Here is an 18,009-nt window from a genome sequence, read left to right on the forward strand (position 1 = left end):
CCGAGCGGATGGCCCGGCGTTTCGAGGTGCCGATGCTGGTCGCCGCGCTGCTCGTCATCCCGACGCTCGTGATCCAGGAGTCGGAGCTGGGTAGGACGTGGCAGCTCCTGGCACAGGTGCTCGACTGGCTGATCTGGGGTGCGTTCGCCACCGAACTGCTCGTGATGCTCTTGGTGGTCCCTGACAGGCTGCGGTGGCTGCGCGAGAACCCGCTGGAGGTCATGGTCGTGGTGCTGACCCCACCGTTTCTACCCACCACGCTGCAGGCGGCGCGGCTGCTCAGGCTCCTGAGGGTGTTGAGGCTCCTGCTGATCATCAAGCGGGCGCGGCGCGTCTTCTCCACCGAGGGACTGCGCTACGCCGCGCTGATCCTCTTCGTCGTCGTCGTGGGAGGCGGCACGGCGTTCGCCGCCGTAGAACCGAGACAACACATCAGCGCCTGGGACGGGGTCTGGTGGGCGGTAGAGACGGTCACGACCGTGGGCTACGGAGACATCTACCCCAAGACGACGGCTGGACGCATGATCGGCATCGTGGTGATGGCGAGCGGGATCGGGTTCGTCGCGCTCCTGACCGGCGCCATGGCCCAGCGCTTCCTGCAGGGAGAAGATGAAGACGCTCCTCCTGAGACCGAGCTGATGAACAAGCTGGAAGAGGTCTCGAAAAGGCTTGAGGAAGTCTCGGGAGAGGTCTCGGAACTGCGCGAGGAGTTGCGCCGCCGGGAGGAGGGAGGACGGTAGATCAGGGCCAGAGCTTTATCCTGGAGGTCGCCGAGAGGAACGTCAGTTTGCGCTGCGGGTCTCCGTCCACGGTGACCCGTATCCTGCCGGACGGCCCGATGAAAGCAGCCATCGAGCCATCCGGGTTGAACTCTAGTGTGCGTGTGGCCGCGGAGCAGGGGTTCTCCTTCCCCATGCACCATTCCTGGTCCGGGTCGTCGCGCATGGGGGCACCGGAGCCCCCGATCCGTTCGTCCATGACGTAGACGTCGGCGGGCAGGTGGCGTTTGATCACCTGCTGCACATCAGGCTCTGGTCCGTTCGGACCGTGCGGCCCCTCGAGCCTGACCAGGTAGTAGTCGGGCCCGTCCTCTTCGTCCCCCACCCCCGGGACCAGCACCACCCGCCAGTCGGTGAGCTGGTTGACGGCTCGTGTGTGCGCCAGCCGGAGATCTGCCGCGAGCTGGTGCGCTGCGGCATCCACCCGCCAGCGCTCCAGAAGGGAGAGCAGTACCAGCACGGCGATCAAGAGCAGTATCCCGAAGATAGACACGGCCGTCAGAAGCTCGGGCAGGGTGAACCCGTTCTGTTCCCCGGCGATCCGAATTCTGATCGCACCCCGCCGCATTCCACGTGGTTTATCGGACGGGACCGGAACACGCTTTAACGGCCGGCACTAAAGAACCCGTATCCCACGACCGATAATCCTTCCGCCGTATTTCTCGGACGAAGGAGGAATCCTACCTTGAAGAGGCTGGCAGTGGTGCTCGTCGCGACGGCGCTGATCGCGCTCGTGGTCGGAGCGACCGTCGCCCAGGCCAGGAGCCCTCACCCCCCGGCCGCGCGGTCTCAGTACGCCCCGGGAACGGGACACCACGGAGGCAAATGCCTGGCGAAGGGACATACCAAGAACAAGGCCCACGGCAAGGCCAAAGGGCACTACAAGGACAAGCCGTGCGGCAAATCCCACGAGCCCCACGGCAAAGCCGGAGGCACCCACGGGAAAGGGCACGGCAAGGGCGGCGGTCACCACGGCAGGGGGCACGCCAGAAGCTGACGGAACCGAGGGACGCTGCGGACCTCCCCGGTGCGGGCGAGTGGAGGGGTATCCCCCACTCGCCCGCCAACGCTCAGCCGCGGCGCTCGATGAACTCTATGCGGTAGCCGTCGGGGTCCCTGACGAAGAAGATGCGCGAGCCGGTGCTTATGGGGTGCGGCTTGCTCTCGAAGTCGACCCCGCCGGCCTTCTCCAGCCTCTCCGCGAGCGCGTCCAGGTCATCGACGACGAACGCGATGTGGCTGTAGCCTTCCCCCAGCTCGTAGGGTTCGGTGCGGCCATGGTTCAGGGTCAGCTCGAGACGGGGCTCCGGATCCCCCGGCACCCCGAGGAAGGCGTTGGTCGCGTCATCCCCTATCGGGCTCTTGCGCACGAGCTCGAGCCCGAGCTTGTTGACGTAGAAGTCTATGCTGCGATCGAGGTCCAGCACCCTGTAACAGGTATGCACGTACTGCATCAGATCCGATCTCCTTCCATCCTCCGTCTCTCCGCGGGCATTCTATCAAAGAGACACCGCCCGACATTTCCCCCGCGGCTGATATGCTTCTTGCATGGCCAGGGGAAACCAGAAGCCGCACCCGGCAGAGAGCCCGGCCTCCCGGGTGGCGCACGTGGCACGCGTCGGAGCCCGCTACGGGTTCGGCTTCATCTTCGCCCGGAGGCTGACCAGCCGACGCAAGCGGGTGGATCCCGCGCGGGTCGGTACGCGCCTGAGGCTGGCCTTCGAAGAGCTGGGTCCCACCTTCTGCGAGCTCGGTCGCTTCCTCGCGGCCCGACGCGACAGGATACCGCCCGGGGTGACACGGGAGCTCGAGCGTGCGACTTCGGTCCCGAAACCAGTACGCTTCGAGTCAGTACGGAGGCTGATCGAGCGGGAACTGGACAACGATCTGGAGCGGCTCTTCGTAAGCTTCGATGAACACCCTCTGCGCACGGGGGTATTCACCCAGTCACACCGCGCCGTCCTCCCGGGAGGCCACCACGCGCTGGTCGTCGTGAACCGTCCTGGCATAAGGAGAGAGCTGCTGACGATGCGTCCGGTGGCGGAGCTGGTACGCCGCCGCACCGCAAACCGTCTGCCGCTCGACCCGTCGGAGGAGGTGGTGGAGTTCATCGCCCACACCACCCAGCGCAGGGACATGTACGCCGCCGTGCGCAACGTCCATCGGATGCGGGCCTTCGAGCAACCAGGTGTGGTGGTACCCACCTCCTACAAAGGCTACTGCTCTGCCCGGCTCGCGACCTTCGCCTTCCCGCAGGACCCACACCCGCCGGATGCCGGAGAGCTGCGCGCCGTCACCCGATACATCATCCGGCTGGCGCTCTTCGAGGGGCTCTTCCCGGCCGACCTCCGCGCCGAACGACTGTTCGCCGGGGAGGGCGGGATATGGGTGGCCGATCCCACGGAGTTTCTCTCCGTGGACCCGGAACGCCTGAGAGGACTGGCAGAGTTGCTCGACGCCATAAGCAGGGACGACGTCGAGGCGACGTTGCGGGCGCTCCCCTCCGCGGGCTGCACCGCCCCGGAGGACGACGCCACCCTGCGACGAGAGCTCAGGGATACGATGGGATCGCTCGGCGGGCCATTCTGGCGGGAGCGTACCCTCTCCGAGGTCGTCGCGCGGGGGCTGGAGACCGCGCGGCAGGGAGGGGTGAAGGTGCCGCTCGAGCTGGTCCTGCTCTTCCGTTCCCTCGTCGCGGCGGAATCGCTCGTCAGGGAAAAAGACGAGAGCTACACCGCGATGGGAGATTTCTCTGAGGCCGCCCGGGAGATGATCTCACGCTCCCGCGATCCCCGGGAAGTCGCATCCCGCACGGCGAGAAAACTGCTCCAACCGGAGACCTACGCGGATTACCCGCGTCAGATCCACGCGGTGCTCACAGAACTCAAGGACGGTGAGGTCGAGGTGCGCTTCAACCACGAGGGTGTCGAAGACCTTATCTCGAAGGTGGACATCCTGGCCAACCGGCTGGTCTTCGCCCTGCTCATCGCAGCGCTCGTGGTGAGTTCCTCGGTCATCGGGATCTTCGTCAGAGGAGGAGCACACTTCCTGGGGATGAGCGTCTTCGGGTTGGCCGGGTTCGCGGTAGCCGCGGTCCTGGGGCTGGCCCTCCTCGTCGGGATAATCCGTTCCGGCAGGCTCTGAAAATGGGCCGCGAGGCCGATGTCCGGACGCCGCCTGCCGGGGAACAATTATCCTGAGATGCCACGAGAAGCCACCAAAACACGCCGGAGACCCGTCTCCCAGAGCAGGCCCCGCCCCGATCCGCCCTGGAACGTCGTGCTGCACAACGACTGGGTGAACTCGATGCCGCGGGTCGTCGTCATCTTGCGCCGTACGATACCGGGCATGACCCTCAAAAAGGCGACCCGGATCATGTGGGAGGCTCACACTACGGGACGCGCCGTCGTGAAGAGCTGTCACCGCGAGCTCGCCGAGCTATACGCGGAACGGCTGCAGGGTCAGGGCCTGACGGCCACGGTAGAGAGGTCTTCCTAGGCCGTCTCCTGTATGGTCTGGACGCCGGCGCCGAGCATCTGACGTACCCTTCGACCCTCGCGGTGTCCCCGGTAGTACGCCAGACGTTCGAGGTCGGACCAGATCATGTAGCTGCTCTCGAGCGAGAGCACGGGCATGCCGAACCGGCCGTCCTTCCATCCGCTGCGGTAGGCCATGCTCTCCCGGATGGCCGCCGATGATACCCGCCTGTTCTCAGCTCCGTCCATCTGCCACCTCCCCGGCTGCGTCTCCACGGGGCGTATTCAACCCCTCGTCCAGCGTCCGTGTCAATAGAATTTAACGTTGTTCGGGCCCGCTTCTGTGAAAACTCACCCTGGGCCACACCGGTGCAGGAAGAAAACGCCAGCAACACCCCGAGCAGAGCAGCCCCGCAAAGCCCGGCAAGGAATCTATCTGGGCGCGCTACCGCGGCGTTCCACTCACCCGTATACCCTTCAGACGCAAACCGAACTCTATCTCGGAGGCGACCTCCCGACACCAGCTAAGGCGGCTCTCCAACACCCACATCCCGAACAGCAGACACATCTCCCGCCTCAGCGCCCGCCAGTAGCGACGCGGCGACTTCAGCCAGCGCATCTTACCCCCGGGCAGTGTTCCTCTCTCCTCCCGCACCAGCTCCCGCTCCAAAGCCAGCATCGCTCGCTCGAGGACCAGTTTCTCCTCACGCCTCCAGATCATCATGAGCTCGAACTCGTCCTCGAGCGCCGAGATAAATCTCTCCGCCTCGGAACTCCCGGACCGTTCGACACGAGCAGACATGGGACCTCCGTCCCCACCCTCCGATACCCACCACTTATGTCTCCGTACGTACCTCCTGGCCGATCGCGACCATCGAAACGATTATAACTAACACCTCCGAGGAAGGTGCCCTGGAGGGAGTCGTTCGCGGCCTTCGGAGATCACACTGCCGGGCGGCACACCCGGCACGGCCGGTACCCGGCGGCGACCGCCTCCTGCGCCGAGCGGAAGGGCCTGCGGTTCTCCGGTTTTATGCGGCGGGCGTGGTGGCAGGTCGCGTGGCAGAAGACGCCGGTGGTGGGCGTGGCGACGTAGGGGGTCCGGGATATCTCCGAGACCGGGACGCCTTCGTCCTCGAGAAGGCGCACCTTGATCGGAGAGCCGAAGGCGTAGTTCCCGGTGCTGCCGTCGTTTCTCACCACCCGGTGGCACGGGATGATGAGCGGTACCGGGTTGGAGGCCATGACGTTTCCGACCGCGCGGGTGGCCCGCGGGCTACCCGCCTCCCGGGCCACCCAGGAGTAGGGACGCACCTCGCCGCGGGGGATCCCGCTCACCACCTCGAGCACCCGCCGCTGGAAGGAGGTGGTATGCGAGATGTCCACGGGGACCACCCCTTCTCCGGCGAGGGCCGCGGAGACCATCCGCCCAAGCCGTGCATCGTCGGCCCACCGCAGCAGTCTCCCGAAGCGCCGCCGGTAGCAGGCGGCGAACTCCTCCGCGGGGACGTCGGCCCGGCGCACGAGACGCACCCCGCCCCTTCCCAACCCGACGAAGACCTCACCAACAGGGGACGGGCAGAGGAGAAGCGCGTCCGTCCCGGATTCGAGGATGCTCTCAACCACGTCACCGGCGTCCAGGGGGGGTGAGAAAACCACACCCAATCGCCCGAATCGTGTACGAATCTCAGCCTCGTATTCCATCGGTCTACACCTCGCTCCTCAGTCTGGTCGCAAGGCGGGTCTTCCCCCGCCGCACGAGCGTCTTGCAGGTATTCACGGGCCATCCGGTCGCCTCCGAGAGCTCCGCGTAGGAAAGCCCCTGGAGGTAGCGGAGCGTCACGGCCGTCCGCTGGCGTTCGGGGAGGGAGGCCAGCGCGTCGAGCACGTCCATCACTTCCTCGCGGGCAGGCCCGCGCCACCCGTCCTCACGCTCGGGCATCTCCGCCACCGCGATCTCCCGGCGTCCGTCCCGGCGGTGGTTGCGCGAGACGTTGAGCAGGATGCGGTAGAGCCAGGGACGAAGCGCGAGAGCCCGGATCCTGCCCTCCGAATAGCGTCCGAGCGCCACGAAAGCGCGAGCGAAGCACTCCTGCACGGCATCCTCCGCCTCCCCGGGGCCCAAAAGGAAGGCGGCGTAGCGGTAGAGCTCCACGTAGTGTCTGCGGACGAGCTCGCCGGGGGCCGAGGGGTCGCCGGCGGCGAGCCGGGCGGCGAGAGGGTCCGCTGTTCCGTTCTTTCCCACACCCATAGAACACCCCGCGACCACGAAAAGTTTCAGCCACCATACCAATCTTCCCTCCGGAAGGTTATGGCAACTCACGTCCAGTATGGCCAGGAGCCGCTCGTATGCCCGGCCGTACTGGGCGGCGTTATGATCTCAGCAGGACGCATGCTCCGAACGCTCGGTTAGAGAGAGAAGGAGGAGAGCGGATGAAGATTAGCCCGCAGAGAGACCTCTTCGACATCCCAGAGGGGGTGGCCTACCTGAACTGCGCGTACATGGCGCCCACCCTGCGCGCCGCCCGCAGGGCCGCGGAGGAAGCGCTGGAGCGTACCTCCCACCCCTGGCAGATAACCCCGCCGGACTACTTCACCGGCTGCGAGGAGGTACGCTCGCTATTCGCCCGCCTCATAGGCGGAGACCCGGATGGGGTAGCGATCGTCCCCTCCGTGAGCTACGGGATGGCCGTCGCGGCGGCGAACGTCCCGGTCGAAAGGGGAGAGAAGATCGTGGTGCTCGAGGAGGAATTCCCTTCGAGCTACTACTGCTGGAGGGAGCTCGCCCGGCGAAAAGGTGCCCGCCTGTCGGTCGTACGTCGCCCCCCGAACGGGGAATGGACGCCGGCCGTCCTGGAAGAGATCGACGAGAGCACGGCCGTGGTCGTGGCGACCAACTGCCACTGGACCGACGGCACCCTGCTGAACCTCGCGAAGGTCGGGGGAGAAGCACGCTCCGTCGGGGCGGCCCTGGTGGTGGACGGCATCCAGTCCCTGGGAGCCATGCCCTTCGACGTGAAGGAGGTGCGTCCGGCCTTCCTCGCCACTGCCTCGTACAAGTGGCTGCTCGGCCCCTACGGGGTGGGCTTTCTGTGGGTCTCTGAGGAGTATCGCTCCGGCACCCCGATAGAGCACAACTGGATCAACCGTGCGGGCAGCGAACGGTTCTCGCACCTGGTCGACTACCGGGACGACTTCCAGCCCGGCGCCCGGCGCTACGACGCTGGTGAGAGGAGCAACTTCGTCCTGCTGCCGATGGTCGCGGAGGCGCTGCGCCAGATCCTCTCCTGGGGGGTCGGAAACATCGCGGAGACGCTGGCCTCCATCACGGCCCTCATCGAGGAAGAGGCCGTCGAGCGCGGCATGGAGCCCACGCCCTCGGCCCTTCGCGCCCCGCACATGCTCGGGATAAGGCTCGAACCGCCCATCCCGGAGGATCTCCCGGCACAGCTCGCCTCACGCGGGGTGCACGTCAGCGTGCGGGGAGACTCCCTGCGCATCTCCCCGCATCTCTACAACACCGGGGAGGATATCTCGCTCCTCTTCTCGGTCCTTGAGGAGCATACCCGGGCGAGGTCCGTATGAGCTCCGGCTAAAACGAAAACTCCCCGCGCAACATCGAGTAGAGCTTCAGGTCCCGGTACGCTCCCTTCACGAAGACGTGCTCCCGCTGGGTGCCCTCGAATGTCATCCCGGCCTTCTGCATCACGCGTTCTGAAGCCCTATTCTCGGCGAAGCACCGGGCGATGACGCGGTTGAGGCCCATGTGCTCGAAGCCGTAGCGGATCATCTCGAGCACCGCCTCGGTCATGTATCCTTTCCCCCAGCAATCCCGGGAGAGGACATACCCTATCTCGGCCCGGCGGTGCTCCCGCACCCAGGAGCCACCGTATCCGCAGGAGCCGACGAGCCTGCGTTCCTCGCGGAGGACCACGCCCCACAGAAGCTCTCCCCTCGTGTACCCCTCCACCACCTGCTGCAGAAACCGTCTGGAGTCCTCGGGTGAGCGGTGCGTCTCCCACATGACGTGGCGGGTCACCTCCGGGTCCGAAGCGTAGAGGAAGACGTCCCGTGCGTCTTCGAGGGTCATCGGACGCAGGATCAGACGCTCCGTCTCGAGCAACGGGGGCATCCGGGTCACGGCTCGATGGTCACACGCTCGATGCTGCCCCAGGGCAAGAACTGATACCCGATCGGGTCCCCACTCGGATCCCGAACGTCGATGAGTATCCCGGAGGCGTCCCGGTCGCAGATGAAGCCCGCCACGTCGTTGCCGAGCTTGGCCGTGATGGTCACGAAGCTGTTACGAGCCAGCGCGCGGGAGAGGTCCGGAACGTCCTCGCGCGGCCCCTGCGAGGCCCTCTCACTGAAGCGTCTGTTTTCCAAGCGTACCTCCTCCGGAGCGTAGGGAACACACCTCCACCGAAACCACAGAGTACAACACCTTCGTCGGCATCAGGTGATCAGCTCCTCGATGGGTATGGCCTCCGAAGAGCCGCCCTCGGGATCCACCACCGCGTAGTCGGCCCCCGCCCGGCGGGCTATCATGGCATGCCGGGAGAGTCCTTCGGGGTTTTGGATCTTTCCCACGTACTCCGGCAGCTCGAGCCGGGGCACCCGCTCCCGGAACCCCAGAGCCTTCTCGGGAGAGCTGAAGAGGGCGGCCACGAGCACGTCCCGCCCCCCGCTCTGTACCGAGACGAGCGGGGATACGCCCTCCTCGTCGGTGAGCACGTACAGCGGGAAAGGCAGCTCGGCTCTCCTCTCCGCCACGAGGTGCAGAACGTCTTCGGCGAAGAAGATGCCGGCCCCCGCCTCCGTGACGACCAGCAGATAATCCTCCCCGGCCGAGGCATACTCTTCTACCTCCCCCCACCCTTCGAGAGGCTCCGGCCAGAGCCCGGCGAAGGCATCGAGCTCGCTGCCCCGCGCACAGGCGGCGAAATCCCCCGCGAGATCCCTCCCGGAGAAGAGCGCCCCCACCCTGGCAGGCCTGCCGCCGACCTCCGTCTCGGCGAACACCTCCTCACCGTGCCGCCCGACGAGCCTGAAGAGCGGGGGGTAGGGAAGTTCGTCCAGCGAGAGTTCCCGTCCGAATTCCACGGCAGTGGCGGGATGATCAGAGCAGCAGTTTGGGACGAACCAGCCCGCGCACGGTCTCGACGAGCTGCTCCGCCGAGAACGGCTTGCGCAGGATGCGCACCGACCCGTGCGTCCTCTCGGAGATGGCCTTCGCCGCGGGGTCCTTCTTCGCGGCCGTGAGGACGACCGGTATCCTCGCGGTCTTCGGCATGGCCTTGAGGCAGTGACAGACTTCAAGTCCGCCAACCTGGGGCATGGAGACGTCCATCACGACGAGGTCCACCCTGCGGCCCAGAGCCTCCTGCAGGGCCCTCTGTCCGTCGGGGGCCTTGACGACCTTGAACCCAGCATCCTCGAGGGCCTCGGCCCCCATCTCGAGCACCTCGGGATCGTCGTCAGCGAGCACTATGGTAGCCATAATGTCCGAGATTGTACACCTGTAGCGAGCGCCTGTAAGCTCCACCGGCCGGCTCGTCAGACCCCGACCTCCAACACCCTGTCGGCCATACCGGCCAGCTCCCGGCTCTCCGGGGAGCCTGGGTCCGGGAGATACGTCGTGCCGTCCTCGAAGGTGATCTCGACCTCCTCCCCGGCGACCTCGCCCTTCGATCGGAGCCTCCCGATCGCCGCCAGCCCGACCAGGGCGCCGCCGGCCAGCGCGCCGGCGAGCAGCAACCTCAGTCCCCTCCGACCGCTCAACCCCGGCCTCCTCTCATCGCCTTCACCAACTCCCCTCTGATGCTGCGCATGTCGTAGAGCACGAGCCCGGTGCGGGCCTGAGGAGAGGTGGTCGCGAACAGGGCTCCACCATTCTCGAGCGACACCATGAGCAGACACCCCAGCTCTGTCCTGATCCTGACCTGCTCGGCCCGCTCTTTGCCGTGGCGCCGCGCCGCGTCCTCCACAGCTCCGGAGAGTGCCTGCAGCACCGCCTCGATCCTCTCACGCTCAACTCCCTCCCGGTGGGAAGAGTAGAGAAGCTCACCTCCCGGTGAGAGCACGGCGCACGACTCCACCTCTCCGGAGAGCGAGCGCAGCCCCTCTACGACCTGCTCCAGGCTCCCGGATTCCGGACCCTCTCCTCTCTCCATCGTCTCACGCTCCTTCCCGCCGCAGATTCAAGGGATCCGGGGCATTATATCTCCGCGCCGTACCCCGTATCCGGCACACGGGGCTCTGCGCGAGCTTAACAAAAGCACCTTCGGATGGTATATTTTCACGGTCCAAGGGGCGATTAGCTCAGCGGGAGAGCGCTGCCTTCACACGGCAGAGGTCGCTGGTTCGACCCCAGCATCGCCCACTCTGTAAAGGCGCTGATTTGCAGGAAAAATTCAGCGAACGGCACAGAGGCCCCGGTTCGAACCGGGGCCTCTGTGCAGCAACCGTGCAGCAACGCGGAGAATGATCTCAGGGGGCCGGGATCCCCAACTGCTCACAGATCTTGCGCGCCGTGAGGTTGTCTATCTCCGTGTGGCGCGGGACGCTGGTACGCTTGCCCGTGCGGGGGTTCTGGTAGATGGAGTGCCGGGTCCCTTCTCTTCTCAAGATGCAGCCGTGCTCGGAAAGGTGCTTGATGAGCGCGCGGCGCTTCAAACTTCCAGGGTCTCGCGGATCACGCCTTCCTTGCCCTCAAGTTCACGCTCGGCATCCTCCCGCATGACCTCCAGCACGAGCTCTATGGCCTCCTTGAGATTCTCGCGGGCCTCCTCGATGGTCTCCCCCTGGGTGATGGCGCCGGGGACCTCCGGGCAGGTGGCGACCCACCATCCGTCTTCCCCGCGCTCGAATATGGCCGTGAAAGTCCCGTGCATCTTTGTTTCCCTGTCGTTTCTCATGGTTTCTCGCCGTTCATTGTAGCGCAAGGAGATGGTCAGCCGAGCGCCTCTTCGAGGGCTTTTGCGGCCTTCTCCTGCATATCCGGCAGAAGGTGGGAGTAGATGTCCAGGGTGATGCTGATGGAGGAATGCCCGAGCATCTCGGAGACGATCTTGGGGTTGACGTCCTTCGAGAGAAGAAGCGTGGCGCACGTGTGCCTGAGATCGTGGAACCTCACTCCCCGGTTCGCCAGCCCGGCGCGTTTCAGGAGCCGGGCAAAGGAGCGGTTACGCAGGTTGGAGGGGCTGATGATGGTGCCTACTTCCGTGGCGAAGACGAGCCCGCCGGGCTCGTAGAGGGCCCCCATCCGCTCCATCTCCTCCAGCTGGCGGGAGAGGTGGGCCCTGAGCGCTGAGGCGGCACCGGACGTGAGCCGGATGGTGCGCCGGCTCTTCTTTGTCTTTGTCTCCCCAAGGATGAAGGATCCGTTCGCCTGGGTGAGGGTGCACCGGACATGCAACAGGCCGCGCTCCAGGTCTACATCCTCCCACTTGAGGGCCAGAAGCTCGCCCATGCGCATCCCGGTGGAGAGGGCGAGCACGTAGAGGGCTTCCAGCCTGTCTCCACGGGCGGCTTCCAAAAGGCGGCGGGCCTCCTCTTCTGTCAGGGGGTTGATCTCTTCCCGGTGGACCTTGGGCAGCTTCATCCCGGAGGCCACGTTGCGGGGTATGAGACCATCGGAGACGGCCTGGGAGAGCGCCTTGTGCAAGACGACGTGCAGCTTGTGCACCGTGGCGGCACTGAGTCCAGAGTCCAGCCGCTCCCGGTAGAACCAGCGCAGGTGTGCCGGGGTGAGATCTTTGAGTTTCATCTTGCCAAGCGCGGGCTTTATATGGGGCCGTACGGCATATCCGTACCTCTCGAAGGTGCTCCGGCGCACCGTGCCTTCCACGTCCTCGAGCCACCGCTCCAGATATTCCCCGACCGTCATGGCGCCAGCATCGAAGAGGAGACCATCTGCACGCTGGCTGAGGGCTTTGGCGAGTTTCTCGGAAACATCCTTGCGGGTCTTACCGGAGACGTAGCGCCTCTTGGGCCCCTCCGCCGTGTGCACGAAGTAGGCCCCGCGGTAGCCTTTTACCCTGCCGCTTCTGTCCCTGACGGGGTAGATAGAACCCTCCCCGTTGCCGCGCTTACCCATCTTTGCCCCTGCTCCTTTCCCACTCCCTGACGCTTTGTTCGTACCAGATCGGTCCCATGGCCAGCTTCCGGTTCGGACGAGGAACCAGATGCCACCAGCCACGAGCCATGTAGGCCTGTACCGTTTGCCTCCTCAATCCCAGACGCCGGGCCAGCGCCTCCGCATCCAGGACCTCGAACTGCTCCGGCACCTCCACCTTATTCAGATCAGCCTCCTTGACCATCGCCGCAGTTTACCGGATTTTCCAGGATTCTATCAAGTATCTATTGATTAATCAAGTGTTATTTGATAAGATTAGGGAGTCAGAAGATAAAGAGGTACTTAGTACTACAGTTGTAGATAGTATAGGATGGTCTGGCATCATGTTCCCTTTAACGAAGGAGGATGTGGTGCCACAGACGGTGGATCGAAAGACGGTGCGCTCGTGGACTGAGGAGTTGGACGCGCTCGGCGAGCGGATCGCCCCCCGCTTCGCCCGCTCCGAACTGCGCGAGCGAGCACGATCCTACCTGCTGGGGTTGCTCTCCGAAGTAGAGCGCAAGAACTCCTGGCAGTTGGCCGAGGTGGCGGGTGATGCTACACCCTACGGCCTCCAGCACTTGCTGGGTCGAGCCAACTGGGATGCCGATCTCGTACGTGACGATCTCAGAGAATACGTACTCGAGCACCTGGGCGACGATGAGGGTGTTCTTATCGTCGATGAGACGGGCTTTATCAAGAAGGGAGATAAAAGCGTTGGGGTCAAGCGCCAGTACACCGGAACGGCCGGCAAGACGGAAAACTGCCAGGTTGGGGTGTTTTTGTGCTATGCCTCCCGTAGGGGCCAGGCTTTCATCGACCGGGAGTTGTATCTGCCCGAGGAGTGGGCCGAGGATAGAGAGCGCCGCGAACAAGCTGGGGTACCACAAGAGATCGTGATGCGCACCAAGCCCCAGCTTGCCAAAGAGATGCTAGGTAGGGCTCTTGGTGCGGGCGTGAATGCAGCGTGGGTGGTAGCTGACAGTGTCTATGGGGACACGAGGCGTCTTGGGATGTTTCTCGAGGAGCACAAGCAGCCCTACGTTTTGGCCCTCTCGGGCAAAGCCTACGTGTGGGCCGGTTTCTACCAGCATCGCATAAGCGTGGTACTCGAAGCCTTGCGCCAGGGAGATCTGGTGTCCGGGGAAGGCTTCAAGCCTCTGTCGGTCGGAGAAGGTTCCAAAGGCCCGCGCCTCTACGACTGGCTGAGACTCCCGCTAAACCCTCCCATGCAAGAAGGATTCGAGAGATGGCTACTTGTGCGCCGCTCCATCGAAGATCCGGACGAACTGACCGCCTACACGGTCTTCGCTCCCGAGGGTACGACGCTCGAAGAGCTTGCAAAAGTGGCCGGCATGCGCTGGCGGGTGGAGATCGGCTTCGAAGAGGCCAAGGGGGAGGTGGGCCTCTCCCACTACGAGGTAAGAAGCTGGCATGGATGGTACCGACACATAACCCTTGCCCTCTTCGCACATGCTTTTCTCGCCGTCATCCGGGCCAAAGGGATAGACATCGAATCATCACAGGAAAAGGGGGCTCCGAAACCGGAGGGCACCGACAGCCTGCTGGCCTTCAAGAGAAAGCGAGGTCTCTCGTAGAGTTGACGGTCTCCGAAGTGCGTAAGCTGCTGTGGCGGTTGGTGCTGGGCCGACGACCGCCGCGCTGGGAAGAAGTGCTCTCTTGGTCGCAATGGCGTCTTCATCATCAGGCTGTAGCCAGGCGCTGCCATTACAAGCGGAGGGGTGCGTCTACGGCATGAACTACAACATGAACTACAACTGTAGTATTAGAGGAGATAGCCCCTTTCTACCGGGCGCGTGCTCGAGGGCCTACGGCGTCGTCTACAGAAGCTCTATGAACTCCTCGACGGAGATCCCGGCGTCCCGGATCAGGGAGCGGAGCATACCCCGCTTGAGTTCCTTCTTTCGCGGCACGGTGAGTGGTTTTCTCCCGGGCTCGTTGGAGACGAGACGGATGTGGGATCCTTTTTGCCTCACCCTCTCATAGCCGAGCTTCTCGAATGCTTTTACCGCCTCATCGCCGGAGAGCTGTGGAAGCGGCGGCAAGGCTTCTAGACTGCCAGCTCGCGGACGATCTCATCTCCGGCAGGGAGCTCCTCCCCGCGTTCGGCCATACTCTCCAGAGTGAATTCGAGGGCGGCTTTGACGTCTTCGAGCGCCTCCTCTTCGGTCTCTCCCTGCCCGTAGACGCCGGGGAGAGAGGGTATGGAGGCGACAAAGCCGCCATCCTCGGGGTCTGGGTGTATGGCTACCGCGAACCTTCTCATTGTTTCCGAGCGTTTCTCCACGTTTCATATTGTAGCTCAATGCGAGACGTCGAAGCCCCTCTTTCCTCTCTCATTGGGGAGCCTGATCATCGATCTTTTTGTCTCCGAGCTTCAGCGTGACGGGAACCGTGCATAGAGGGCAGTAGTCTTCATCGTCGCCGGCAAGGCGGACGATCACCTCACCGGTGAGTCGTCTGCCGCACACCGGGCACGTACGCGGTGTGCTTCCGAGCTCACGCTCCAGGCGCCCGAGCCTATCCCTGAGCGTCATGTGCGCTCCTCTCATATTCCTCTACACGTTCTTTGACTTCTTTCACCCACTTACTGAGGAGACGCTGCGCCTCCTCGCCCCGCCACCCCGACTCGTTGCGGTACTTCGGGATGACCGAGCCCAGCACCCACCGCGAGGCCTCGGCGCGGGCCTCGAGCTCCTCACTCGTCCATGGCTCTTCCTCCTCACCCCGCCAGCGCGCCTGTGCATTGCGAAGCTCCTTGTGGATCGCCTCCTTCACAGGAGGGATGCGGTACGTCTGCCTGCGGCGCTCGAGCGCTCTGAGTCGCCTTATCAGCTGGTCCTTGTCCATCCATAGCCTCCCTGCTGCTCGAGCGCCGCGATGCGGGCCTCGAACTCCTCGGTCTCTTTGACCTTGCGCTCGGTCTCGATGGCGCGCAGGTAGGTGTTCCAGATCTGCGCGACCACGGCCGCGCTCCGCGGGTCGAACGTGCCACGCTCCACGAGGTCTGCGAGCAGGCGCAAACGCGCTTTGACGTCCTGAATCTCCCGGCGAGGACGTCCCCGGCCTCCGAGTTTGCCTCCACGGCGGGATGCCGCCAGCCTGCGCTCCCTGTAGGCGGGATTGTGCGCGTAGCAGAAGTTCTCCCCGCGCATAGGTTGTGCTTTACACCGCTGTCCATCCGGCTTTATATAGCTGCAAACGGCCATTTAGGTAGTGCCCTCCTCCCTTCCTTTGCCTCTTCCTCTCTCTCGTGTGCGCTCGAACTCCCGGACAGCGGTACGCACGAATTTCTGCACCGCAAGGTAGAACTCCTCCGGCGTGCCATCAGCGTATAGCTGCTCCACTGCTTCTTCGTAAGCGTCGAGCAGGGAAAGATCCGCGCCCTCGACGTAGCGGCCGGCGAGGTAGGAGAGCGCACGCTGAAGAAGCCGGTAGCGCCCCCCTTCGGTCTCGCAGGAGATGATGCTGATCAGGCGGTGTTTGTTCTCCCTCAGGCGCTCCAAGATCCGCGGCGTGATGGCCTCCTCGGGCCCCTCGTACTCCAGATCCTCACCATGCACCCTGAGAGAGACACCGAGCGCTCCCAGCTCTTCGAGCAGCGCGTGCACACCCATCACACGCGCCCCCGCACACGGCTCTTTTGTTCATCAAGATGGCCACCTACCCCCGATACACGGCCGCCCTGGCCATCTTGAACGTGTCGTGCAAGGCGGTCACCCTGGCCATCTTGAACATTCCGCTTATCTATGCGGGATTCTCGGATTTCTCGTTCAAGATGGCCACCCTCTTCAAGATGGCCGCCCTGGCCATCTTGAACGTTGATCTCCGGCAGTCGCCACAGCCACCGTCCGGCTCCGCGTTTCTCTCCTTCGGTGTTCTCCCGATACACCAGGATGCCGAGTTCTTTCTTTGCCCGGCGCAGGGTCTTCTCCGCTATCCCTGCGCCGTCCGCCTCTTCGATCACTTTTTTGGCCGGTACGGGACCACCCGCGAGGATCTCCCGGAGGAAAAGGACGGCTTCGTCCCGTGCATCCGCGTGCTCCTCACGTGCTGGAGCGAGAAGGTCTTTTGCAGAGACCTCGGAGGATCCGAGCCACCTGACCCTCACGGAGCCGTTCTCAGCTTCCTCGAGGGAGAACACGAGGCTCTGTGGCGCAGCAGCAAGGTTGTTCTTCGTTGCTGCCAGCACACGGCGGTTCTCGTCTTGCGGGTCCTTGCCGACCACGAACGCCATCCGCGCCGCACCGATGATCCCTATCGATCCGCCGCCCCGGTAAAGCGGGTTGTGCGCGGCGGATTTGTTCAGGTGCCGGATCACGACCATACACACTCCACATCCCTCGGCGAGAGCAGCGAGGGGCGCAAGAGCACGCCTCACGTCCTGATCCTTGTGCGAGTTGGTCTCACCCGACAAAAACGCCATCAAGGGGTCCACGACCACCAGACGCGCTCCCACGCGCCGGATACCCCGCTCGATGAGCCCCAGGTCCTCGGGTATGCTGAGCATCCTCTCGCGACCCTCCTCGTCCGGCACGGTGGCGAGGGCGAGTATCCTCGACGTGTCCGCTCCGGCTGCGTCCAGACGCGGCCGGATCGTGTCGGCGAGTCCATCCTCGGCAGAGAGCAGCACCACCCCGCCAGCCTCACACGCTGCGCCGTCCGGCCAGCGCCCGCCGGCCGAAACACGCGCTGCGAGGTCCAGCACCATCGCGCTCTTGCCCAGTCCCGGGTCCCCGTCCACGAGCACGATCTTGCCGAGCGCCAGCCGCCCCGGCCAAAGCCACTCCACACGCTCCGGCTCGACACTGGAGAGAAGCTGGCCTACCTCTTCGGGCAGAGAATCGCGCCGGTGACCGTTCGTGAGTGCGATGCTCTTCTGTGGCGTGTAGAACTCCGTCCTGCCTTTGAGGACCTCGGTAATGGTCCGGTCCCGGTAATCCTCCCGCTCCCACTTATCGCGGTAGAGTCCGGACTGACGGAAGAGCGTATCTATCCTCGCGGCGTCTCCTCCGGTCCAGAAAGCCAGCATCCCACACAAAGCGAGGTCCGCCTCAGAGGGAGACCGGTAGTCGCTCGTATCCCCCGCCCACAGCCGCCGGAACTTCTCGCCGTTCTTCGCTCTCCCCGCACGCTCCACCAGCTCCGCGTCCGGGAGACTTCCAGAATCGCCCTCAGAAGCCGCCGTGGGCTCTCTGTTACCGTTCATGCTCTCCGCCCCGAACATGCGCTCCAGGACGCGTTCCAGCGCTTCCTGACGCTCTTCTATCGTCTTCGGAGTGCCTGAGAGGTGGCGCCCCGTGACGGTGAAGAAGCGGCCCCGGTCGTAGGCCTCGAAGCGGCCCTTGCGGTTGCGGCCTTCAGGCAGCCGAGCCCGGAGCAGGATGTGCACGCCGGTGCCCGACGGAGAGATCTCAGTGTAGGAATCCAGCTCCTCGACGATCTCTTGCACCCAGCGCTCGATCTCCCCGGTCTCGGGATCGAGGCAGCCGTCCAAGTCCACGCCGCAGAGATCGTCTTCGGCGGTGAACACGAAGCCGACTCCGCTCATGCCGCGCTCTTTTGCTGCCCGCACGGCTTCCTCATAGCCACCCCACGTGGAGGGGTCTCTGGAGCT

The 18,009-nt window shown here is 64.5% G+C and carries 27 protein-coding genes and 1 tRNA gene; 7 read left to right on the forward strand and 21 right to left on the reverse strand.

Annotated features, from left to right (window positions below; translation table 11 throughout):
• Positions 1-8: 8 nt before the first annotated feature.
• On the forward strand, positions 9-740 hold the full coding sequence (locus tag AC6EKW_RS04985; RefSeq protein WP_273887411.1) for a potassium channel family protein: 732 nt from the start codon (positions 9-11) through the stop codon (positions 738-740).
• A 1-nt stretch (position 741) separates the two neighbouring features.
• Here AC6EKW_RS04985 and AC6EKW_RS04990 read toward each other — a convergent pair whose 3' ends face one another.
• Entirely contained in the window at positions 742-1,347 is a 606-nt protein-coding gene (locus AC6EKW_RS04990) for a pilus assembly FimT family protein (protein ID WP_273887410.1), read from the reverse strand.
• A 117-nt stretch (positions 1,348-1,464) separates the two neighbouring features.
• On the opposite strand from AC6EKW_RS04990, the gene AC6EKW_RS04995 reads away from it, so the two are divergent.
• The gene (locus AC6EKW_RS04995) at positions 1,465-1,776 is read left to right on the forward strand and encodes a hypothetical protein (RefSeq protein ID WP_273887409.1); all 312 of its coding nucleotides are present in this window, start codon (positions 1,465-1,467) and stop codon (positions 1,774-1,776) included.
• A 73-nt stretch (positions 1,777-1,849) separates the two neighbouring features.
• Here the strand turns inward: AC6EKW_RS04995 and AC6EKW_RS05000 are convergent, their stop codons facing one another.
• Positions 1,850-2,233 (reverse strand): VOC family protein, encoded by a 384-nt coding sequence (locus AC6EKW_RS05000; protein ID WP_273887408.1) that lies wholly within the window; start codon positions 2,231-2,233, stop codon positions 1,850-1,852.
• A gap of 94 nt (positions 2,234-2,327) precedes the next feature.
• Between AC6EKW_RS05000 and AC6EKW_RS05005 the strand changes: the two genes are divergently transcribed.
• Together AC6EKW_RS05005 and AC6EKW_RS05010 are read left to right on the forward strand one after the other, a co-directional pair.
• Positions 2,328-3,923, forward strand: a complete 1,596-nt coding sequence (locus AC6EKW_RS05005; protein WP_498513812.1) for an AarF/UbiB family protein — start codon at positions 2,328-2,330, stop codon at positions 3,921-3,923.
• 57 nt (positions 3,924-3,980) lie between these two features.
• Positions 3,981-4,277 (forward strand): ATP-dependent Clp protease adaptor ClpS, encoded by a 297-nt coding sequence (locus AC6EKW_RS05010; protein WP_498513813.1) that lies wholly within the window; start codon positions 3,981-3,983, stop codon positions 4,275-4,277.
• Here the strand turns inward: AC6EKW_RS05010 and AC6EKW_RS05015 are convergent.
• The 4 genes from AC6EKW_RS05015 to AC6EKW_RS05030 form a co-directional block, all read right to left on the reverse strand.
• Complete coding sequence (locus AC6EKW_RS05015; protein WP_273887405.1) at positions 4,274-4,504, reverse strand: hypothetical protein; 231 nt, start codon at positions 4,502-4,504, stop codon at positions 4,274-4,276. The genes AC6EKW_RS05010 and AC6EKW_RS05015 overlap by 4 nt on opposite strands.
• 196 nt (positions 4,505-4,700) lie before the next feature.
• Positions 4,701-5,057 (reverse strand): hypothetical protein, encoded by a 357-nt coding sequence (locus tag AC6EKW_RS05020; protein WP_273887404.1) that lies wholly within the window; start codon positions 5,055-5,057, stop codon positions 4,701-4,703.
• A 140-nt stretch (positions 5,058-5,197) separates the two neighbouring features.
• Positions 5,198-5,914 carry a methylated-DNA--[protein]-cysteine S-methyltransferase gene (locus tag AC6EKW_RS05025; protein ID WP_273887403.1) on the reverse strand — a complete coding sequence of 239 codons (717 nt, stop codon included), beginning with the start codon at positions 5,912-5,914 and terminating at the stop codon, positions 5,198-5,200.
• 49 nt (positions 5,915-5,963) lie between these two features.
• Positions 5,964-6,506, reverse strand: a complete 543-nt coding sequence (locus AC6EKW_RS05030) for an RNA polymerase sigma factor (RefSeq protein ID WP_273887402.1) — start codon at positions 6,504-6,506, stop codon at positions 5,964-5,966.
• Positions 6,507-6,688: 182 nt separating this feature from the next.
• Here AC6EKW_RS05030 and AC6EKW_RS05035 point away from each other — a divergent pair, with 182 nt between their 5' ends.
• Positions 6,689-7,840 (forward strand): aminotransferase class V-fold PLP-dependent enzyme, encoded by a 1,152-nt coding sequence (locus AC6EKW_RS05035; RefSeq protein ID WP_273887401.1) that lies wholly within the window; start codon positions 6,689-6,691, stop codon positions 7,838-7,840.
• Positions 7,841-7,847: 7 nt separating this feature from the next.
• Here AC6EKW_RS05035 and AC6EKW_RS05040 read toward each other — a convergent pair whose 3' ends face one another.
• From AC6EKW_RS05040 to AC6EKW_RS05065, 6 genes are all read right to left on the reverse strand, one after another.
• Positions 7,848-8,387, reverse strand: a complete 540-nt coding sequence (locus AC6EKW_RS05040; RefSeq protein WP_420542032.1) for a GNAT family N-acetyltransferase — start codon at positions 8,385-8,387, stop codon at positions 7,848-7,850.
• A 5-nt stretch (positions 8,388-8,392) separates the two neighbouring features.
• Complete coding sequence (locus tag AC6EKW_RS05045; RefSeq protein WP_273887399.1) at positions 8,393-8,641, reverse strand: hypothetical protein; 249 nt, start codon at positions 8,639-8,641, stop codon at positions 8,393-8,395.
• Positions 8,642-8,710: 69 nt separating this feature from the next.
• Complete coding sequence (locus tag AC6EKW_RS05050; protein WP_273887398.1) at positions 8,711-9,358, reverse strand: hypothetical protein; 648 nt, start codon at positions 9,356-9,358, stop codon at positions 8,711-8,713.
• A 16-nt stretch (positions 9,359-9,374) separates the two neighbouring features.
• Positions 9,375-9,755, reverse strand: coding sequence for a response regulator (locus AC6EKW_RS05055; protein WP_273887396.1), 381 nt, complete (start codon positions 9,753-9,755; stop codon positions 9,375-9,377).
• A 56-nt stretch (positions 9,756-9,811) separates the two neighbouring features.
• A complete protein-coding gene (locus AC6EKW_RS05060) occupies positions 9,812-10,036 on the reverse strand; it encodes a hypothetical protein (RefSeq protein WP_498513814.1) in 225 nt (74 codons plus the stop codon).
• Complete coding sequence (locus tag AC6EKW_RS05065; protein ID WP_498513815.1) at positions 10,033-10,428, reverse strand: roadblock/LC7 domain-containing protein; 396 nt, start codon at positions 10,426-10,428, stop codon at positions 10,033-10,035. Before AC6EKW_RS05065 ends, AC6EKW_RS05060 begins: the two co-directional genes overlap by 4 nt.
• Before the next feature lie 137 nt (positions 10,429-10,565).
• Between AC6EKW_RS05065 and AC6EKW_RS05070 the strand changes: the two genes are divergently transcribed.
• Positions 10,566-10,637, forward strand: a tRNA-Val gene (locus AC6EKW_RS05070).
• 107 nt (positions 10,638-10,744) lie between these two features.
• Here AC6EKW_RS05070 and AC6EKW_RS05075 read toward each other — a convergent pair.
• The 3 genes from AC6EKW_RS05075 to AC6EKW_RS05085 are packed head-to-tail and all read right to left on the reverse strand — an operon-like array spanning position 10,745 to position 12,353.
• Positions 10,745-10,930 carry a type II toxin-antitoxin system HicA family toxin gene (locus AC6EKW_RS05075; protein ID WP_498513816.1) on the reverse strand — a complete coding sequence of 62 codons (186 nt, stop codon included), beginning with the start codon at positions 10,928-10,930 and terminating at the stop codon, positions 10,745-10,747.
• A complete protein-coding gene (locus tag AC6EKW_RS05080; protein WP_498513817.1) occupies positions 10,927-11,148 on the reverse strand; it encodes a type II toxin-antitoxin system HicB family antitoxin in 222 nt (73 codons plus the stop codon). Before AC6EKW_RS05080 ends, AC6EKW_RS05075 begins: the two co-directional genes overlap by 4 nt.
• A 59-nt stretch (positions 11,149-11,207) precedes the next feature.
• Positions 11,208-12,353 (reverse strand): tyrosine-type recombinase/integrase, encoded by a 1,146-nt coding sequence (locus tag AC6EKW_RS05085; protein ID WP_498513818.1) that lies wholly within the window; start codon positions 12,351-12,353, stop codon positions 11,208-11,210.
• Between the two features lie 362 nt (positions 12,354-12,715).
• Between AC6EKW_RS05085 and AC6EKW_RS05090 the strand changes: the two genes are divergently transcribed.
• Positions 12,716-13,969, forward strand: a complete 1,254-nt coding sequence (locus AC6EKW_RS05090) for an IS701 family transposase (protein WP_498513876.1) — start codon at positions 12,716-12,718, stop codon at positions 13,967-13,969.
• Between the two features lie 243 nt (positions 13,970-14,212).
• Here AC6EKW_RS05090 and AC6EKW_RS05095 read toward each other — a convergent pair whose 3' ends face one another.
• From AC6EKW_RS05095 to AC6EKW_RS05120, 6 genes are all read right to left on the reverse strand, one after another.
• Positions 14,213-14,437, reverse strand: coding sequence for a type II toxin-antitoxin system HicA family toxin (locus AC6EKW_RS05095; RefSeq protein WP_498513819.1), 225 nt, complete (start codon positions 14,435-14,437; stop codon positions 14,213-14,215).
• 5 nt (positions 14,438-14,442) lie between these two features.
• The gene (locus tag AC6EKW_RS05100) at positions 14,443-14,658 is read right to left on the reverse strand and encodes a type II toxin-antitoxin system HicB family antitoxin (protein WP_273888837.1); all 216 of its coding nucleotides are present in this window, start codon (positions 14,656-14,658) and stop codon (positions 14,443-14,445) included.
• 254 nt (positions 14,659-14,912) lie between these two features.
• Complete coding sequence (locus AC6EKW_RS05105) at positions 14,913-15,242, reverse strand: hypothetical protein (protein ID WP_498513820.1); 330 nt, start codon at positions 15,240-15,242, stop codon at positions 14,913-14,915.
• Complete coding sequence (locus AC6EKW_RS05110) at positions 15,224-15,547, reverse strand: hypothetical protein (RefSeq protein ID WP_273888839.1); 324 nt, start codon at positions 15,545-15,547, stop codon at positions 15,224-15,226. The genes AC6EKW_RS05105 and AC6EKW_RS05110 overlap by 19 nt, the downstream gene beginning before the upstream one ends.
• Before the next feature lie 54 nt (positions 15,548-15,601).
• On the reverse strand, positions 15,602-16,009 hold the full coding sequence (locus AC6EKW_RS05115; RefSeq protein WP_498513877.1) for a TubC N-terminal docking domain-related protein: 408 nt from the start codon (positions 16,007-16,009) through the stop codon (positions 15,602-15,604).
• Positions 16,009-17,943, reverse strand: a complete 1,935-nt coding sequence (locus tag AC6EKW_RS05120; protein ID WP_498513821.1) for a phage NrS-1 polymerase family protein — start codon at positions 17,941-17,943, stop codon at positions 16,009-16,011. The genes AC6EKW_RS05115 and AC6EKW_RS05120 overlap by 1 nt, the downstream gene beginning before the upstream one ends.
• Between the last annotated feature and the right edge of the window lie 66 nt (positions 17,944-18,009).

Source organism: Rubrobacter sp. M3-4, from assembly GCF_059772285.1.

Excerpts from the sequence above, each read along its gene's own strand:
- AC6EKW_RS04985 (WP_273887411.1), top strand. The coding sequence starts at position 9 with ATGGCCCGGCGTTTCGAGGTGCCGATGCTGGTCGCCGCGCTGCTCGTC.
- AC6EKW_RS04990 (WP_273887410.1), bottom strand. The coding sequence starts at position 1,347 with ATGCGGCGGGGTGCGATCAGAATTCGGATCGCCGGGGAACAGAACGGG.
- AC6EKW_RS05000 (WP_273887408.1), bottom strand. The coding sequence starts at position 2,233 with ATGCAGTACGTGCATACCTGTTACAGGGTGCTGGACCTCGATCGCAGC.
- AC6EKW_RS05005 (WP_498513812.1), top strand. The coding sequence starts at position 2,328 with ATGGCCAGGGGAAACCAGAAGCCGCACCCGGCAGAGAGCCCGGCCTCC.
- AC6EKW_RS05010 (WP_498513813.1), top strand. The coding sequence starts at position 3,981 with ATGCCACGAGAAGCCACCAAAACACGCCGGAGACCCGTCTCCCAGAGC.
- AC6EKW_RS05015 (WP_273887405.1), bottom strand. The coding sequence starts at position 4,504 with ATGGACGGAGCTGAGAACAGGCGGGTATCATCGGCGGCCATCCGGGAG.
- AC6EKW_RS05020 (WP_273887404.1), bottom strand. The coding sequence starts at position 5,057 with ATGTCTGCTCGTGTCGAACGGTCCGGGAGTTCCGAGGCGGAGAGATTT.
- AC6EKW_RS05030 (WP_273887402.1), bottom strand. The coding sequence starts at position 6,506 with ATGGGTGTGGGAAAGAACGGAACAGCGGACCCTCTCGCCGCCCGGCTC.
- AC6EKW_RS05035 (WP_273887401.1), top strand. The coding sequence starts at position 6,689 with ATGAAGATTAGCCCGCAGAGAGACCTCTTCGACATCCCAGAGGGGGTG.
- AC6EKW_RS05040 (WP_420542032.1), bottom strand. The coding sequence starts at position 8,387 with ATGCCCCCGTTGCTCGAGACGGAGCGTCTGATCCTGCGTCCGATGACC.
- AC6EKW_RS05055 (WP_273887396.1), bottom strand. The coding sequence starts at position 9,755 with ATGGCTACCATAGTGCTCGCTGACGACGATCCCGAGGTGCTCGAGATG.
- AC6EKW_RS05065 (WP_498513815.1), bottom strand. The coding sequence starts at position 10,428 with ATGGAGAGAGGAGAGGGTCCGGAATCCGGGAGCCTGGAGCAGGTCGTA.
- AC6EKW_RS05080 (WP_498513817.1), bottom strand. The coding sequence starts at position 11,148 with ATGCACGGGACTTTCACGGCCATATTCGAGCGCGGGGAAGACGGATGG.
- AC6EKW_RS05085 (WP_498513818.1), bottom strand. The coding sequence starts at position 12,353 with ATGGGTAAGCGCGGCAACGGGGAGGGTTCTATCTACCCCGTCAGGGAC.
- AC6EKW_RS05090 (WP_498513876.1), top strand. The coding sequence starts at position 12,716 with ATGTTCCCTTTAACGAAGGAGGATGTGGTGCCACAGACGGTGGATCGA.
- AC6EKW_RS05100 (WP_273888837.1), bottom strand. The coding sequence starts at position 14,658 with ATGAGAAGGTTCGCGGTAGCCATACACCCAGACCCCGAGGATGGCGGC.
- AC6EKW_RS05105 (WP_498513820.1), bottom strand. The coding sequence starts at position 15,242 with ATGGACAAGGACCAGCTGATAAGGCGACTCAGAGCGCTCGAGCGCCGC.
- AC6EKW_RS05110 (WP_273888839.1), bottom strand. The coding sequence starts at position 15,547 with ATGCGCGGGGAGAACTTCTGCTACGCGCACAATCCCGCCTACAGGGAG.
- AC6EKW_RS05115 (WP_498513877.1), bottom strand. The coding sequence starts at position 16,009 with ATGGGTGTGCACGCGCTGCTCGAAGAGCTGGGAGCGCTCGGTGTCTCT.
- AC6EKW_RS05120 (WP_498513821.1), bottom strand. The coding sequence starts at position 17,943 with ATGAGCGGAGTCGGCTTCGTGTTCACCGCCGAAGACGATCTCTGCGGC.